Annotated in this window: 10 protein-coding genes; 7 read left to right on the top strand and 3 right to left on the bottom strand. The window is 47.5% G+C overall.

Going from position 1 to position 16,063, the window contains the following annotated elements:
* Nucleotides 1–7: 7 nt before the first annotated feature.
* Nucleotides 8–439, top strand: coding sequence for an NUDIX domain-containing protein (locus IQ257_RS19640; RefSeq protein WP_193875705.1), 432 nt, complete (start codon nucleotides 8–10; stop codon nucleotides 437–439).
* Between the two features lie 22 nt (nucleotides 440–461).
* Here the strand turns inward: IQ257_RS19640 and IQ257_RS19635 are convergent, their stop codons facing one another.
* The gene (locus tag IQ257_RS19635; RefSeq protein WP_193875707.1) at nucleotides 462–3,086 is read right to left on the bottom strand and encodes an EAL domain-containing protein; all 2,625 of its coding nucleotides are present in this window, start codon (nucleotides 3,084–3,086) and stop codon (nucleotides 462–464) included.
* A 393-nt stretch (nucleotides 3,087–3,479) separates the two neighbouring features.
* Between IQ257_RS19635 and IQ257_RS19630 the strand changes: the two genes are divergently transcribed.
* Both IQ257_RS19630 and IQ257_RS19625 read left to right on the top strand, forming a co-directional pair.
* Nucleotides 3,480–4,790 (top strand): FAD-binding oxidoreductase, encoded by a 1,311-nt coding sequence (locus IQ257_RS19630; RefSeq protein WP_193875709.1) that lies wholly within the window; start codon nucleotides 3,480–3,482, stop codon nucleotides 4,788–4,790.
* Nucleotides 4,791–4,795: 5 nt separating this feature from the next.
* Nucleotides 4,796–6,202, top strand: coding sequence for a (Fe-S)-binding protein (locus IQ257_RS19625; RefSeq protein ID WP_193875711.1), 1,407 nt, complete (start codon nucleotides 4,796–4,798; stop codon nucleotides 6,200–6,202).
* 85 nt (nucleotides 6,203–6,287) lie between these two features.
* On the opposite strand, the gene IQ257_RS19620 is transcribed toward IQ257_RS19625, so the two are convergent.
* A complete protein-coding gene (locus tag IQ257_RS19620) occupies nucleotides 6,288–6,485 on the bottom strand; it encodes a CPXCG motif-containing cysteine-rich protein (RefSeq protein ID WP_193875713.1) in 198 nt (65 codons plus the stop codon).
* A 207-nt stretch (nucleotides 6,486–6,692) separates the two neighbouring features.
* Here IQ257_RS19620 and IQ257_RS19615 point away from each other — a divergent pair, with 207 nt between their 5' ends.
* A complete protein-coding gene (locus IQ257_RS19615; protein WP_193875715.1) occupies nucleotides 6,693–8,198 on the top strand; it encodes a phenylacetate--CoA ligase family protein in 1,506 nt (501 codons plus the stop codon).
* Nucleotides 8,199–8,548: 350 nt separating this feature from the next.
* Here IQ257_RS19615 and IQ257_RS19610 read toward each other — a convergent pair whose 3' ends face one another.
* Nucleotides 8,549–9,352: an HAD family hydrolase gene (locus tag IQ257_RS19610; RefSeq protein WP_193875717.1), complete on the bottom strand. Its 804-nt coding sequence runs from the start codon at nucleotides 9,350–9,352 to the stop codon at nucleotides 8,549–8,551.
* Between the two features lie 318 nt (nucleotides 9,353–9,670).
* Here IQ257_RS19610 and IQ257_RS19605 point away from each other — a divergent pair, with 318 nt between their 5' ends.
* The 3 genes from IQ257_RS19605 to carB all read left to right on the top strand — a co-directional run bounded on the left by IQ257_RS19605 (nucleotide 9,671) and on the right by carB (nucleotide 15,949).
* Nucleotides 9,671–11,686 carry a serine/threonine-protein kinase gene (locus tag IQ257_RS19605; protein WP_193875719.1) on the top strand — a complete coding sequence of 672 codons (2,016 nt, stop codon included), beginning with the start codon at nucleotides 9,671–9,673 and terminating at the stop codon, nucleotides 11,684–11,686.
* Nucleotides 11,687–11,974: 288 nt separating this feature from the next.
* A complete protein-coding gene (locus tag IQ257_RS19600) occupies nucleotides 11,975–12,475 on the top strand; it encodes a pentapeptide repeat-containing protein (protein ID WP_193875731.1) in 501 nt (166 codons plus the stop codon).
* Nucleotides 12,476–12,670: 195 nt separating this feature from the next.
* Nucleotides 12,671–15,949, top strand: a complete 3,279-nt coding sequence (gene carB, locus IQ257_RS19595) for a carbamoyl-phosphate synthase large subunit (protein WP_193875729.1) — start codon at nucleotides 12,671–12,673, stop codon at nucleotides 15,947–15,949.
* Nucleotides 15,950–16,063 lie beyond the last annotated feature (114 nt).

The raw sequence follows: 16,063 nt of genomic DNA, 5'->3' as shown, positions 1-16,063 counted from the left end.
TTCACTTGTGACCTACCGAAATCCCACTCCCACTGTCGATATCATTGTTGAATTACAAGACCGACCCCATCGACCTATTATCCTGATCGAACGCAAAAACTCTCCCCTGGGCTGGGCAATTCCAGGGGGCTTTGTCGATTACGGCGAGTCTGTAGAAACGGCAGCTCTACGAGAAGCCAAAGAAGAAGTTGGCTTGCAGGTTGAACTGATTGAGCAGTTTCATGTCTACTCAGACCCCAACCGCGATCCCCGCAAGCACACAATTAGTATTGTATTTGTCGCAACTGCCACAGGTGAACCCCAAGCGGCTGATGATGCCAAAAATTTAGAAATTTTTCAGGGTTGGGATATACCGACTAAGCTTTGCTTTGACCACGATCAAATCTTACAGGATTACTGGCGTTATCGGCATTACGGAGTCCGCCCTCGGTTGTCTTAAGGGGAATAGTATTGACAAAAAGTTATTGTTCTGGTATCTGTATCTTGGCTTTGTTCCTCAATAGCTTCATTGCTTCTTGGGCAGGTAGGGGATGACTGACTAAATAACCCTGGACAGCATCGCAGTTTCCCGATCGCAAAATAGCTAATTGGGCTGGAGTTTCGACGCCCTCGGCAATAACCTTCAATTTCAATCCATGTCCCAACTCTACCAACGCTTTGATAATGGCAGCATCATTGGCATCCGTTGCCAAATCGCAGATAAAGGAGCGATCGATTTTGAGTTTGTCCAAGGGAAAATGTTTCAGAGCAGAGAGGGACGAGTAACCTGTACCAAAATCATCGATCGCAATTTGAATACCCATGCTGCGTAACCTCCGCAACAGGTCAATCGTTAAAGGAATATCCTGCATGGCAATGCCTTCAGTAATTTCTAGTTCCAGATAAGCGGGTTCGAGTTGGGTTGATTCTAGAATGTGAGCGATCGTTTCTACTAAATTCTTTTGCTGGAACTGACGGGCTGATAGGTTAACTGCCATCCGAATCGGCGGCAATCCTAAATTCTGCCAAGCCCGATTTTGAGTACAAGCTGTCCAGAGTACCCATTCTCCAATCGAACTAATCAGCCCCATTTCTTCGGCTAGGGGAATAAACCGATTTGGGGAAATGAATTCAGACTCCCAACTCTGCCAACGAATCAAGGCTTCCATCCCTGTAATCTCCCCCGTCTGGAGATCCATTTGCGGCTGGTAGTGCAATTGAAACTCTTGGCGCTCTAAGGCTTTATAAAGATTGTTTTCTAATAAAAGTCGCTCCTGTGCCTTTGTGCCGATCGCCGGGGTATAGAGTTGGTAGGTATTGCGTCCTTGCTGCTTGGCTCGGTACATGGCAGCGTCGGCATATTTGAGGAGTGTCTCAGTATCATCCCCATCGTAGGGAGCTAGCGCAATTCCCAGACTAGCTTTAATGTGCAGTTCTCGACCCTCAATCAGTAACGGTGTGTTAAGAGTGTCTAGCATCTGCCTAGCAAACTGAGTCGCTTCTCCGGCATCGCTGATGGGTGAGAGTAAAATAGTAAACTCATCGCCGCCCCAACGAGCGAGAGTATCGCCGTCCCGCAGGCAGGTAGTCAGGCGGTTGCCTATATCTTGCAGCAGTTGGTCACCAATCGCATGACCGAGGGTATCATTAATGATTTTAAAGCTATCTAAATCGAGAAACATGACCGCTAGCATTTCTCCCGATTGGTGGGTATGAGCTAAAGCCAAAGAAAGCCGATCCTCAAAGAGTGTCCGGTTGGGTAAACCTGTTAAGCGATCATGAGATGCCTGGTGCTGGAGCATATCCTCGACTCGCCGCTGCATCACAGCCATGTAAAAATGAATGCCGATGGCTTGGGCAAGTTTAATTTCTTCTGATGTCCAACCTTTGGCTTCTCCTTTCGTGACTTCTGTCCATACCGTCAAGGATGTCTGAGGGTGCAGGTTACAGGTGTCGTCATTTCGCCGTCCTGCCCACAGGGTTTTTGTTTCGGCTTCGCTGCGAAAGAGTGTTAGGCAGCCGACCCACTGGTGGTGATACTGAAGCGGTATGATAAGCAGACTGTGGATAGTACTCTTTGAAAAAGCCCAAGCTAGAGACTGTAGAGAGGGTTCTTTATAAAGGTCAGGAATGGTATAAAGATAGGAAACTGCTCCGTTTCCTCCAGAATAGCTGCCAGATGAGGCGATGGGGAACTCACTTGAGGTAAACTCCCAGAGTTTTAAAGCAGAACCCTCTCCCCTATTTGCGATCGCATCTTTATGGAAGTTCATCAGATTTTGCCAAGCTGCCGTTTCTTCAATCCACGGTAGGGCAGGCTGTTCGCCGGTGGTATAGAGTTGGGTGGGCTTACCTGTAGGGTTGCCAGTGATGTACAGTCTTCCTCCTGAACCTTGTAAGGCTTTAACCGCTTCCTCAATCGCTAGCTGCCGAATTTTTGTCACCTCTAGGGGCGAATGGAGGCAGGTACTGATTTGATGGAGTTTGGCTTCCCGATCGGCTTGCAGACGGGCGCGTTCGAGCAAATCGGCTTGAGCGATCGCAATTGAAACCTGATCGACTAGTAACTGCACGATTTGTAACTCTCGTTCGTCAAAATGCTGCGACTGTCGGTGATGAGCCACCAATAACCCCCATAAGTGGGTTTGATGCCAAATGGGTACGACTAGGGACGAACAAACTCCCATGGCGGTGAGGTAGTCTTGGTGATGGGAGTCTTCAGAAATTAAGCGTTTGCCTGTTTCCGGGGAATCTAGGGATTTGAGGGTTTTGCCCCCAATCGTGACATCGGCAATCAAGCGGTGGTGGGCTTTAAGAAACAGTTCCCGAGCTAGGGGGGGAACGTCCTCCGGGGTAAAGCGCAAGCCGAGGAGGGATGGTAAACAGCGATCGCGAATTGATTCGGCAATCACTTCTCCACTTTTGTCAGGGTGAAAGCGATATACTTTAACCCGATCTGTGTCTAGAAAAGAACGGATTTCTTCCACTGTTGCAGTCAAAATCTCTTGCAGTTCCTGGGACTGGCGAATGCGATTCGTCAGCCGATTCAGCAAGCTTTCTCGATCTAAAGCCGGCTCTACTGATTGTTGACTCTTTTGGCAAACCATCCCGCGAACTCCAAGACGCGAATTGATCTAAAGTTGTTATTCATTTACCCCAATGGGATAACCTACCCCTGGCGGTAAATGGATAATCCACCCCCGATCGACTGAACGAGGGTGAAAGATACTAGTTTACTGACCAATCTCAAAAGATTCCCCTGTAAAATTCCCGAAATCGGTTCAAGTGTCACAAGTTTAGGGAAAACCCCTAAATCTTGCCACAAAAAAAATTAAGAATGTTTGCAGACGACAATAGGGGATGGCTAGGGGAATAAAGGAATTGTAATACCTTTTCACTAAATGACTACTACATATAGGGGGAAAACCACCAATTGTGCGTCTCTATCTAAAAGAGCGATAGTATAACGGAATTGACTTCCGCCGTAAGTTAAGGACTTTATGAACGCGATCGCTCCAGAACTGGCTCTGATTGTTGGCGACTCTGGGATCTGTAATTGGGATGATTTGCCACCAGACTGGCAGGAACAGATTGCCAGAGTTAATGGTTCAGAGTATAGCAGTGTGGTTTACCCCAGTTGTGTTGAAGAACTCAGCGAGGTAATGAAATGCGCCTACAACAAGGGTTGGCGTGTCCTTCCCGGCGGTAGTGGCAGCAAACTCGGTTGGGGGGGTATCGGCAAACCCGTTAACCTCGTACTCAGCACCCAACGCCTGAATCAAGTGATCGATCACGCAGTGGGTGACTTGACGGTGACAGCACAGGCGGGAGTAAAATTTGCTGACCTGCAAGCTATGCTTCTCAAAACAGGACAGTTTCTGCCCTTAGAACCCGCTTATCCTCAAAACGCAACCCTAGGGGGTATCATTGCCACTGCTGACAGCGGCTCTTGGCGGCATCGATATGGGGGAGTGCGGGATATGTTGTTGGGGATTTCCTTTGTCCGCAGTGATGGGGAGGTTGCCAAAGCTGGGGGGCGAGTGGTAAAGAATGTGGCAGGATACGACTTGATGAAGCTGTTTACGGGTTCTTTCGGAACGCTGGGAATTCTCACAGATGTGACGTTCCGATTGTATCCGGTACAGGAGGCATCGGCGACAGTTGTGCTAGTGGGAGAAGCGGATGCGATCGCCTCTACTACTAAAAGTTTACTGGCTTCTGCTTTAACCCCCACCGCAGCAGATTTACTCTCGACTCAACTCGTTACTACACTGGGATTGGGTCAGGGTATGGGCTTGATGGTACGCTTTCAAAGCCTAAGCGAGAGTGTTAAGGAACAATCCTCACGATTGCTGGAAGTTGGACAGCAGTTAGGATTGCTAGGCACACTCTCTACGAATAGCGATGAAACCCATCTATGGAAATCATTGCCAGAACAAATCTGGGCAGCCCCCCAACACTCAGGAATTACTTGCAAAATAGGAGTAGTACCTACCGCCGCTGTCGCAATGCTGACTCAGTTAGATACCTTAACCTCTGGAACCGGATTGGGATTAATTCATGCTGGCAGTGGATTAGGGAATGTGCGGCTTGATTCAGCCACGGTGAAACCGGAGACAATTCTAGAGATGCGAAAACATTGCCAATCTCATAACGGTTTCTTGACGATTTTAGAAGCACCAGTTGCTTTAAAACAACAGTTGGATGTCTGGGGGTATGCAGGTAATGCTTTAGATATGATGCGCCGAATTAAAGAAATGTTTGACCCCAAAGATATTTTAAGTCCTCAGCGATTTGTGGGAGGAATCTAAGTAATATGCAAACATCATCAACTACACCAAATTTTAAATTCCCCACTCCAGATTCTTTAAAAGAAAGTGCAACGACATCAGTATCGGATACTGAAGAATTTGACTCTACAGTTCCTGGTTTTGATAATCAAAAACCCCCGAAACAAGAACTCATCGATACCTGCGTTCACTGCGGATTTTGCCTCTCCACTTGTCCGAGTTATCGGGTGATCGGTAAAGAGATGGATTCGCCAAGGGGTCGGATTTATCTGATGGATGCCATTAAAAACGGTGAAGCGCCTTTGGCAGAGGGAACAACCCAGCATTTTGATTCATGTTTGGGGTGTTTGGCTTGTGTTACGACTTGTCCTTCTGGGGTGCAGTACGATAAGTTAATTTCGGCAACGCGGCATCAAGTAGAACGCAATCAGCCGCGCAGTTTGCCCGATCGCTTAATTAGAACGCTTATCTTTACTTTATTCCCTTACCCCGGACGCCTGCGGGTTTTATTAATTCCCTTGTATTTCTATCAGAAATCCGGGTTACAAAAGCTGGTTCGGTCTACAGGATTGTTGAAAAAGATATTTCCCCGTTTGGCAGCGATGGAGGCAATTTTGCCACAAATTACGCTAGATTCATTTCGGGATACTTTGCCGGATGTAATCCCAGCTCAAGGGGAGAAGCGGTATCGAGTTGGCGTAATTTTGGGCTGCGTGCAGCGCTTGTTTTTCTCTCCTGTGAATGAAGCAACGGTGCGGGTATTGACGGCGAATGGCTGTGAAGTAGTGATTCCTAAAACTCAGGGATGTTGTGCAGCACTACCGGAACATCAAGGGCAGACGGAACAAGCGAAAGCCTTGGCGCGGCAGATGATTAATAGTTTTGAAGGGACGGGCGTTGATTTTGTAATTATCAATGCGGCGGGTTGCGGTCATACGTTGAAAGAATATGGGCATATTTTAGAAGATGATTTGGAGTATCGGGAGAAGGCGAAGGACTTTGCTGCAAAGGTGAAGGATGTGCAGGAATTCTTGGCAGAGGTGGGACTGACGGCGAAGTTATCACCGCTAACCGATAAACCCTTGACAATGGTGTATCAAGATGCTTGTCACCTGTTGCACGGGCAGAAGATTTCGGTGCAACCCCGTCAGGTGTTACGGCAAATTCCGAATGTGACGTTAAGGGAACCGATTGATGCGGCGCTGTGTTGTGGCAGTGCGGGGGTTTACAATATGCTGCAACCGGACGTTGCCGATGAGTTGGGGCAGCAGAAGGTGGAGAATTTGCTGAATACTGGTGCCGAGTTGATTGCGTCACCGAATCCGGGGTGTTCGTTACAGATTAAGAAGCATTTGCAGTTGCAGGGGAAGGAAATGCGATTGATGCATCCGATGGAGTTGTTGGATTGTTCGATTCGAGGGGTGAAGTTGTAACGTTTCGTGAGGTTACATCTATTCTCCTGTCTCCTGTCTCCTGTCTCCGTCTCCTAGGTGAACTGTAAACCTGGAGGACTACAAATCACCAGCGATCGCTTTCCATCTCCGTATCAATCTCGATATCCAGGGTGTCTTCATCCACCCGCACGTATAGAATATTAGGACGGCAGCAGACCTGGCAATCTTCCACATAGGATTGCTGTGAACCTGCGCTGAAATCGATAAAGGTTAAATTGGGTTCGCCGCAGTAGGCACAGGTGTATTCTGCCGTATCTTGCATTGCATTTTAATCCTTATTAATTGCTATTGGCAGTCTAACTTCAAAGACGCCTAACGACTAAAGTCGCGGCTATGTGAACAAAGCCTGCCTGCGCAGGCTAAAGATAAAAGTTTGTGTCAGCTTTGCTCAACGTTTACCATCTCCTGGCAAAATACAGTTTCACTCAGGATGCTATCAGCACTTTGAGAGTAGGGAGAGGGAGAGATTATGCAGGAAGAACAGCGCCAACGAGCTATTGTAGCTTTTCAAGAGTTCTTAACCACACCCTTGGAAGCGCGACTGGAAAAGCACCATCATGTCTCCCCAGAAACAGCAGTCTTGGGATTGTTTCGTGCTGTTGCTACGACGGTTCCAGCCTACCAGCTTTTCTTGAAAGAACACGGCATTAATGCAGCTTCTATTCAAACCTTTGAGGATTTCCAAACCCTGCCGCTACTGGTTAAAGCCAATTATCTACAGTGTTATCCTTTACCTGATTTATGCCGCAATGGAACCTTAGAAACCTGTGATACGATCGCGGTTTCCTCCGGTTCAACCGGAAAACCTACTTTTTGGTCACGCTTTTTAACGGATGAACTACAAATTGCTACTCGTTTCGAGCAAATTTTTCATGACAGTTTTCACGCCGATACCCAGCGCACCTTAGCGGTGGTTTGCTTTACCTTGGGAACCTGGGTTGGGGGGATGTATACGACGAATTGTTGCCGCTATCTTGCCAGCAAAGGGTATCCTATTACCGTGGTTACTCCCGGTAACAACCAAGCTGAAATATTTCGGGTAGTGCAGGAACTGGGTTCGCTGTTCGATCAGGTAGTGTTACTGGGTTATCCGCCCTTCATTAAAACGGTGATTGATACGGGTAATGCTCAAGGAGCGGAGTGGCAGCAGTATCATATCAAAATGGTGTTTGCTGGAGAAGTTTTTAGTGAAGAATGGCGTAGTTTAGTTGGGCAACGAGTGGGTTCAACACATCCTTGTTATGATTCTGCGGCGCTTTACGGTACGGCAGACGCGGGAGTGTTGGGAAATGAAACGCCCCTGAGTATTTGTATCCGCCGATTTCTAGCAGAACATCCAGATGCTGCCCGTGCTTTGTTTGGGGAATCGCGGCTGCCTACACTGGTACAGTATGACCCCTTGAGTCGTTTTTTTGAAGTTCACGACGGCACCTTACTGTTTTCTGGAGATAACGGCATTCCCTTGGTGCGCTATCACATTAGTGATACGGGGGGGATAATTTCTTATGAGGAGATGCTGGAGTTTTTGGCAGGTTATGGGTTTGATCCGATAAGTCAGTTACAGCAACAAGGTGGCAGAGGGATTCATTCCTTGCCGTTTGTTTATGTGTTTGGGCGATCGCATTTTACCGTTTCTTACTTTGGCGCGAATATCTACCCGGAAAATGTGACGGTGGGGTTAGAACAAGCCCCGATTCAAGATTGGGTGACGGGGAAGTTTGTGTTGCAGGTTCAGGAAGATGGGGATCAGAATCGGTTTTTGTCGGTGGTGGTGGAGTTAGCGCCAGGAGTAGAAGGAAGTGAGGAAAAACGGGATGCAGTTGCTTCTGCTATTGTGTCCCAACTCCGGCGACTCAATAGCGAGTTTGCAAATTATGTTCCTGTTGAGTATCAATTGCCCCAGGTGATGTTAGCACCAACGGGTGATCCGGAGTATTTTCCGGTTGGGGTGAAGCATCGGTATACGCGACGGTAGTCGTGATCTCTGTTTCCCGTTGGAATCTGAGGGTATAGCATTTCCTAGCCTAGTGAGGTGCATTTTTTTCCTCCCTACTCCCGTTCGGACTTCGGCGTGAGGGCGGTAACTGAGCCTGTCGAAATGCAGTCGAACGCCCAGCAACAACTGGGACAGACTCGAAACAGTGCTGAGGCAGGCATGATGAGTAGCAAGTTGCAAGCAAGTAGGCGCTGCCGAAAGCAGGAAAAGTCAGTTTTCCTCGGAGCAATTCTGCCTAGAAGTCTTCAAGAAGTAAGGGAGTCGGAGGCAGTAGGTCACACGAAACGTTGCCGATTGAAGAACCCTCGATTTTCTAAATCGAGGAGTTCTCAGTAATGACTAACAACCTTATTTGTTTTTAACAGGTAATGAGCGGTAGCCAGTAAGTTACTGTAGATGAAATTGGGATGGAATTGCTTAAGATAGCGGTTAGAACGAATGCCGCAGGTCAATGCAATAGCCGGAATTGACAGCGCCTGGGCTGCGAGGAGGTCGGCTTCTGTATCACCGACCATCCAAGCTGAACAGGGTCGCCCAGGTCGGGTAGATTGTTCGGTAATGGCTTGTTCTAAAAGCTGCTGTTTCACCTCAACATTATTGCGATAAGCCGCTTGGTGGTTGGAGGTTCCGTAAATACCGCTAAACAGACAGGTTAAACCATAATTTCTCAAAATTTGCGTGGCTTGTAGCTGACAGCGCAGAGTGACTAATACCAGCCTAACCCCCTGAGAATGCAGCAGAGCCAACGCCCAACTCGCTCCGGGTTGTAGCTTATCTTGTCCTAATAGGGCAGGCTGATTCACAATGTCTAGCACCCGCCCCAAAAAGAAATCAATCTGCTCCCCTTGCAAGCCGGAGCGCATGGCAATTTCCACATCAGGAACGCGGTCTTGTTTCATGTGCCAAAACTGCTGTTTACTGAGGGAGTGAAGGGGTAAGATAATACCTCGGTCTTGGTAAGCTGCTTGCGTATCAGCCAGTGCTAGCTTGTAGGTCGTATAGTAACGATTGGAAACATCAATAATAGGACCGTCGAAGTCACAGAAAACGGTCAGTTGTTCCGAGCAGGGCGAAGTACTTTGACTACGGTAGTACAAGGGTGGTTGCGGGTTAGATGCAGCAACGCCGATCATAAATTTTTACTGAGCAGAGCTTTTTTTGAAACGTTTGTTTACACGATAACAGTTCAACACAAGTTTTAACACAAGTTAATCAACCTCTCTGATTAGATTCATCTATCAGAGGAATTAAACCCCATGGGTTTTGCTGGATGGTGTCAGACTGCAAATCCGGCTCTCCCCCTGGTTTCCCTGCTGTTTTCCTCGGTATTCCTTGAGGGGGAAAGGGGAAAGACGCTGCCATTTGCGAACTTTGGTATTTCTGCGAGTAGATGATTAACAATCCTTACCCTAAGATTGGGAATGCACCAGTTATGGATTATGTAGCCACCGATGAGCTACTGTATCAATCCCATTTGCCCCGAGCCTAATGATCCTGCCAATACGAACAATCGCATCTGTCGCAACTGCGGATCAGAGTTATTACTGCAAGGGCGCTATCCAGTGATGCGGCTACTGAGTGACAACAGTGGCTTTGGGATGGTTTACGAAGCCTATGAAGGGGCAACTCCCAAAATTCTAAAAGTCCTCAAACAAAAACACACGACCAATTCCAAAGTTATTGAGCTATTCCAGCAAGAAGCAGTGGTATTGAGTCAACTCAACCATCCTGGCATCCCTAAAGTTGAGTCTGATGGATACTTCCAGTTTTTTCCGAGAGAGGGGACAAAGCCAGTGCATTGTATCGTCATGGAAAAAATTGATGGACTCAATTTAAAGCAGTGGATGCAGCAGCAGGGTTCTCACCCCATTTCTGAGAAGCAAGCCCTTAACTGGTTAAAACAACTCACTGAAATTTTACATCTCGTTCATCAAAAAAATTACTTTCATCGTGATATCAAACCGGAAAATATCATGCTCCGTTCAACAGGGCAACTGGTATTAATCGACTTTGGTACTGCTAGGGAGTTAACCTACACCTACTTGGCTGAAGTGGGTGGTGCAGGCAATGTCACTAAAATTAGTTCCGCTGGGTATACACCGCCAGAGCAGGAAAAAGGTCATGCTGTACCCCAGTCTGATTTCTATGCTTTGGGACGTACTTTTGCTTATTTACTAACCGCGAAAGAGGTGAATGATCGCACAATTTACGACCCCTTAACTGACCGATGTAATTGGCGCGATTGCGCTCCGGATATTTCACCCAAATCCGCTGATTTTTTGGATAAGCTCATGGCTTCCACCGCAGCAGCTCGACCTAAAAATACTCAAGAAATATTGGATGAAATAGCGGATATTTTACAACAAGTTGTTCGCCAATCAACAACTAATTTAAATGAAAGCACCGTCATTCAATTGGCTTCGGTTTCCCAGTCTACTAAAAGATTATTCCTATTAAACCCCAAGCTCAAACTTAAAATCAAATGGCTGCTTGTAGGAGTGATAATTCTAGTTGCTGGATTGGGTGGGTACGGAACTTGGCAGCTCTATCAACACGAAAAACTTCAAGTAATTACCTCTAAGACTATCTCCCTTTCCAAACAGATAACAGGTCATACTAGCTTTATAAATTATTTAAAAATTAGTCCCGACGGGCAAACATTATTCAGTGCAAGTGCAGATAAGACGATTAAAATTTGGAATCTAGGGACGGGTCAAGAAATTCTTACCCTCAATGGACATACGAGTTCAGTGAACTACTTAGAAATCAGTCCAGATGGGCAAACCTTATTTAGCGCTGGTGCAGATAAGACGATTAAAGTGTGGAATCTAGGGACGGGTCAAGAAATTCTTACCCTCAACGGACATACTAGCTCGGTAAACTACCTGGAAATTAGCGCCGATGGACAGACGTTATTCAGTGCGGGTGCAGACAAAAATATCAAAGTTTGGAACCTCTCAACGGACCAAGAAATTCGCACCCTAAGTGGTCATAATAGTTTTGTTAATTCTTTAGCACTCAGTCCTGATGGACAAACCTTATTCAGTGCGAGTGCAGACAAGAGTATTAAACTTTGGAACCTCTCAACGGGTCAAGAAATTCGCACCCTCAATGGTCATACCAGCTCAGTTAATTATCTGGAAATTAGTCCCGATGGGCAAACCTTATTTAGTGCAGGTGCAGACAAGACGATTAAAGTTTGGAATCTAGCAACGGGTCAAGAAATTCGCACACTTAAGGATTCTAGCTTTGTTAATTATCTGGTTATAAACCCTGACGGACAGACTTTATTGAGTGGTAGTGCTGACAAAACAATTAAACTCTGGAACCTCTCAACGGGTCAAATTATCCAAACCTTTACTGGTGCAACTAAACCTGTGAATTATTTTGCCATTAGCTCAGATTGGCAAACAATTGTAACGGGTACGGGTGATAAGGTTATCAAAATTTGGCAGATGCCGAAATAGTGAAGAGGGAGTAGGGAAGGTGTAAAAAAAGCTTGCGCAAAAGTACGGTATGGCAGCCCGTTTCCCTATACGCAAGCCCTGTAGAAACCTGACAAACTTTCCAGTGTTTCTGCTTCTAATTATCAGCTCTTGCCATAATTTTCTGCATCCGCAACAAAACTTAATTTTCTGCGCCACTTGGCGGATGTGGTAAGAAGAACGAAGTTCTAGTTCCCAGTCATGGAAAGGCTTTCAACAGGGTAAGCTGAAAGCTGGACTTTTAAAAAATGGCAAATGGGAGCAAGCATGATGAGGTATGTTCAAGGACTGGCAGCAATAGTCTTGGCGCTGGTTCTGCTGGTAGTTCCCCTATCGGCACGAGCCGCTAGCTCTTCTACGATTGGGCGTGCAGCCGGTGCCGACTCTGAACTAACTGGAAAGGATTTCTCAGGTCAAGATTTAGGGGGAGTGGAGTTTTCTAATACTGATTTGGAACAAACCAACTTTAGCCATGCTGATCTACGGGGTGCGGTTTTTAGCGGTTCGACGATGACTGGAGCAAACCTGCATGGGGCAGATTTTAGCTATGGGATGGCGTATCTGGTTGACTTTACAGGTGCTAACCTTAGCGATGCGGTTTTAGTCGAAGCAATTATGCTGCGTTCTCGCTTTAATGATACGGATATTACGGGTGCTGATTTTAGTGATGCAGTTTTGGATAGGGTGCAGTTGAACAAACTCTGCGCTAGGGCAACGGGTGTTAATTCAAAAACGGGGGTTGATACTCGCAACTCTTTGGGATGTCGGTAAAAATTGAGAGTTTGGTACAACACCCTGGAGTTCAGGGAGTGGGGAGTGGGTTAAAAAAACTCAATGTACCTCACTAGGTTGGGAACTGCTATATCTTCATGTCATCAAACTCCCATAACACAACTGCGAATAATTTCGTGCTGACCATATAAAATAATCAGGGTTCAGGAAATCTTAAACAACAACCGACATCCTATGCCGCGCCGCAACGATCTCCACAAAATCCTGCTTTTGGGTTCTGGTCCAATTGTGATCGGACAAGCCTGTGAATTCGACTACTCCGGCACTCAGGCGTGCAAAGCCCTCCGACAGGAAGGGTACGAAGTGGTATTGGTCAACTCCAATCCTGCTACGATCATGACCGACCCAGAAACTGCCGATCGCACCTACATCGAACCCCTGACACCGGAAATTGTGGAGAAGGTGATAGCCCTAGAGCGCCCCGACGCCTTGCTGCCGACAATGGGAGGACAAACGGCACTCAACATCGCCGTCGCCCTCGCTAAAAATGGAGTACTCGACAAGTACGGTGTTGAACTCATCGGTGCCAAGCTAGAGGCGATCGAAATGGCAGAAGATCGCCAGTTATTCAAAGAAGCGATGGGGCGAATTGGGATAGAGGTATGCCCTTCGGGAATTGCCAGCACTCTGGATGAAGCCAAAACGATCGCTCGACAAATCGGTAGCTATCCCCTGATTATCCGACCCGCCTATACCCTTGGCGGTACTGGTGGTGGCATTTCTTACAACCAAGAAGAATACGAAGAAATGGCACAGGGGGGTTTAGACGCCTCCCCCGTATCGCAAATCTTAGTTGAACAGTCCCTGCTGGGATGGAAAGAATTCGAGCTAGAGGTAATGCGCGACTTAGCCGATAATGTCGTGATTATCTGCTCGATCGAAAACATTGACCCCATGGGCGTCCATACCGGCGACTCCATTACCGTCGCACCGGCACAAACCCTCACCGACAAAGAATACCAACGACTGCGAGATTATTCCATTCAAATCATCCGCGAAATTGGCGTAGAAACTGGCGGCTCCAATATTCAATTTGCCATCAATCCCCTCACGGGTGACGTTATCGTCATCGAGATGAACCCCCGCGTCTCCCGCAGTTCTGCCCTAGCATCCAAAGCAACGGGTTTTCCCATTGCCAAGTTTGCCGCTAAACTCGCCGTCGGCTACACCCTCGATGAAATTCCCAACGACATCACCAAGAAAACCCCGGCATCCTTTGAACCCACCATTGACTACGTTGTCACCAAAATTCCCCGCTTTGCCTTTGAGAAGTTTCCAGGTTCCGAACCCGTCCTCACCACCCAGATGAAATCGGTGGGAGAAGCAATGGCAATTGGGCGTACCTTCCAAGAATCCTTCCAGAAAGCCCTCCGATCCTTAGAAACCGGTCGTTATGGGTGGGGATGCGATCGCTCTGAAAAACTGCCTTCCTTACAACAAGTGCGTTCCGGTTTGCGCACCCCCAACCCCGATCGCATTTTTACCGTGCGCCACGCCCTCCAATTGGGGATGACAGTTGAAGAAATTTACGAACTCACCAGCATCGATCCTTGGTTCTTGGATAAGTTTGAGGAGTTGCTGGATACTGAAAAACTCCTCAAGCGGACTTCCTTAAAAAGCTTGACAAAAGAGCAATTATGGGATATAAAGCGCCAAGGATTTAGCGATCGCCAAATTGCCTTCGCCACCAAAACCACTGAAGATGAGGTTCGCGCTTACCGCAAGCAACTTGGTATTGTCCCCGCCTACAAAGTCGTTGATACCTGTGCGGCAGAATTTGAAGCCCTTACACCCTATTACTACTCCACCTACGAAGCAGAAACCGAAGTCGCACTTTCAGATAAACGTAAAGTGATGATTTTAGGCGGGGGTCCCAACCGTATCGGACAGGGAATTGAGTTTGACTACTGCTGCTGTCACGCCTCCTACGCCCTGCGGAAAAAAGGGTTTGAGACAATCATGGTCAACTCTAACCCAGAAACCGTATCCACCGACTACGATACCAGTGATCGCCTTTACTTTGAACCCCTCACAAAAGAAGACGTTCTCAACATCATCGAAACTGAAAACCCAGAAGGCGTCATCATCCAGTTTGGCGGTCAAACGCCCCTAAAACTGGCACTTCCATTGCAAGAGTTTCTGGAACACTCAGGAGAACAGGGAGATGCTAATGCACCTGTAGTGAGTACTAAAATTTGGGGAACCTCCCCCGATTCCATTGATACTGCCGAAGACAGAGAACGGTTTGAAAAAATTCTGCGCCAACTCAGTATCCTACAACCCCCCAACGGTCTTGCCCGGAGTTACGAAGAAGCGTTGGACATTGCCAAGCGCATCGGCTATCCCGTCGTGGTGCGCCCCTCCTACGTTCTGGGGGGACGGGCAATGGAAATCGTCTATTCCGATTTAGAATTAGAACGCTACATGACCTTTGCTGTACAGGTCGAACCCGAACATCCCATCTTAATCGATAAGTTCTTGGAAAATGCCATTGAAGTGGATGTGGATGCGATCGCCGATCAAACCGGTAAAGTTGTTATTGGTGGCGTCATGGAACATATCGAACAAGCAGGAATTCACTCCGGAGACTCCGCCTGTTCTGTCCCCTCCATCTCCCTCAACCCAGAAGTCCTAGAGACAATTCGCACCTGGACACAGCAATTAGCAAAGAGTCTCAATGTAGTGGGACTGATGAACATTCAGTTTGCTGTACAAGGGGAAACCGTCTATATCTTAGAAGCCAACCCCAGAGCATCGCGCACAATTCCCTATATCTCAAAGGCAACGGGTGTACCCCTGGCAGGATTGGCATCCCGCATTATGGCAGGGGAAACCCTCGAATCCCTTGGTTTAACCCAAGAACCCATACCCCGACACATCGCTGTGAAAGAAGCAGTGTTACCTTTCGATAAGTTCGCAGGAACCGATACACTCTTAGGTCCCGAAATGCGTTCGACGGGTGAAGTCATGGGCATCGACACCGATTTTGGTAAGGCATTTGCCAAGGCAGAACTCGCCGCTAATCAGCGCCTGCCCCTATCCGGCACCGTCTTTGTTTCGACCAACGACCGAGATAAGCCCGGTGTTGTGCCAGTGATTAAGGACTTAATTGATTTGGGCTTCCACGTTATCGCCACTGAAGGCACGCGCAAAGCGCTACAAGATGATGGGCTGGATGTTGAATTGGTACTCAAACTCCATCAAGGGCGTCCCCACGTCTTAGATGCCATTAAGAACCAGCAGATTCAGCTCATTATCAATACACCCTCTGGGGAAGATGCCCAAGTCGATGGTCGCTTAATTCGCCGCAGTGCCTTGGCGTATAAGATTCCCATTATCACCACCATTGCTGGTGCCAGAGCAACAGCAGCGGCAATCCGTTCCCTACAATCCCAGCCGTTAGATGTGAAAGCGCTGCAAGACTATATCAATGATTATGTGGAGGTTAAGTAGTCAATAGCTTGATCTGGTGGGGTACAAAGTCCTGGATTTTAGGGAGTAGGGAGTAGGAAGATGGGGAAGTAATGGCAGCAAAGCATATCCTTCTCTATCTCCCCAGCCCCTCTG

Source organism: Coleofasciculus sp. LEGE 07092, assembly GCF_015207375.1.
Lineage (GTDB): Bacteria > Cyanobacteriota > Cyanobacteriia > Cyanobacteriales > Coleofasciculaceae > LEGE-07092.
The sequence above is the reverse complement of the archived record's forward strand: the minus strand, read 5'-3'. Positions and strand labels throughout refer to the sequence as shown.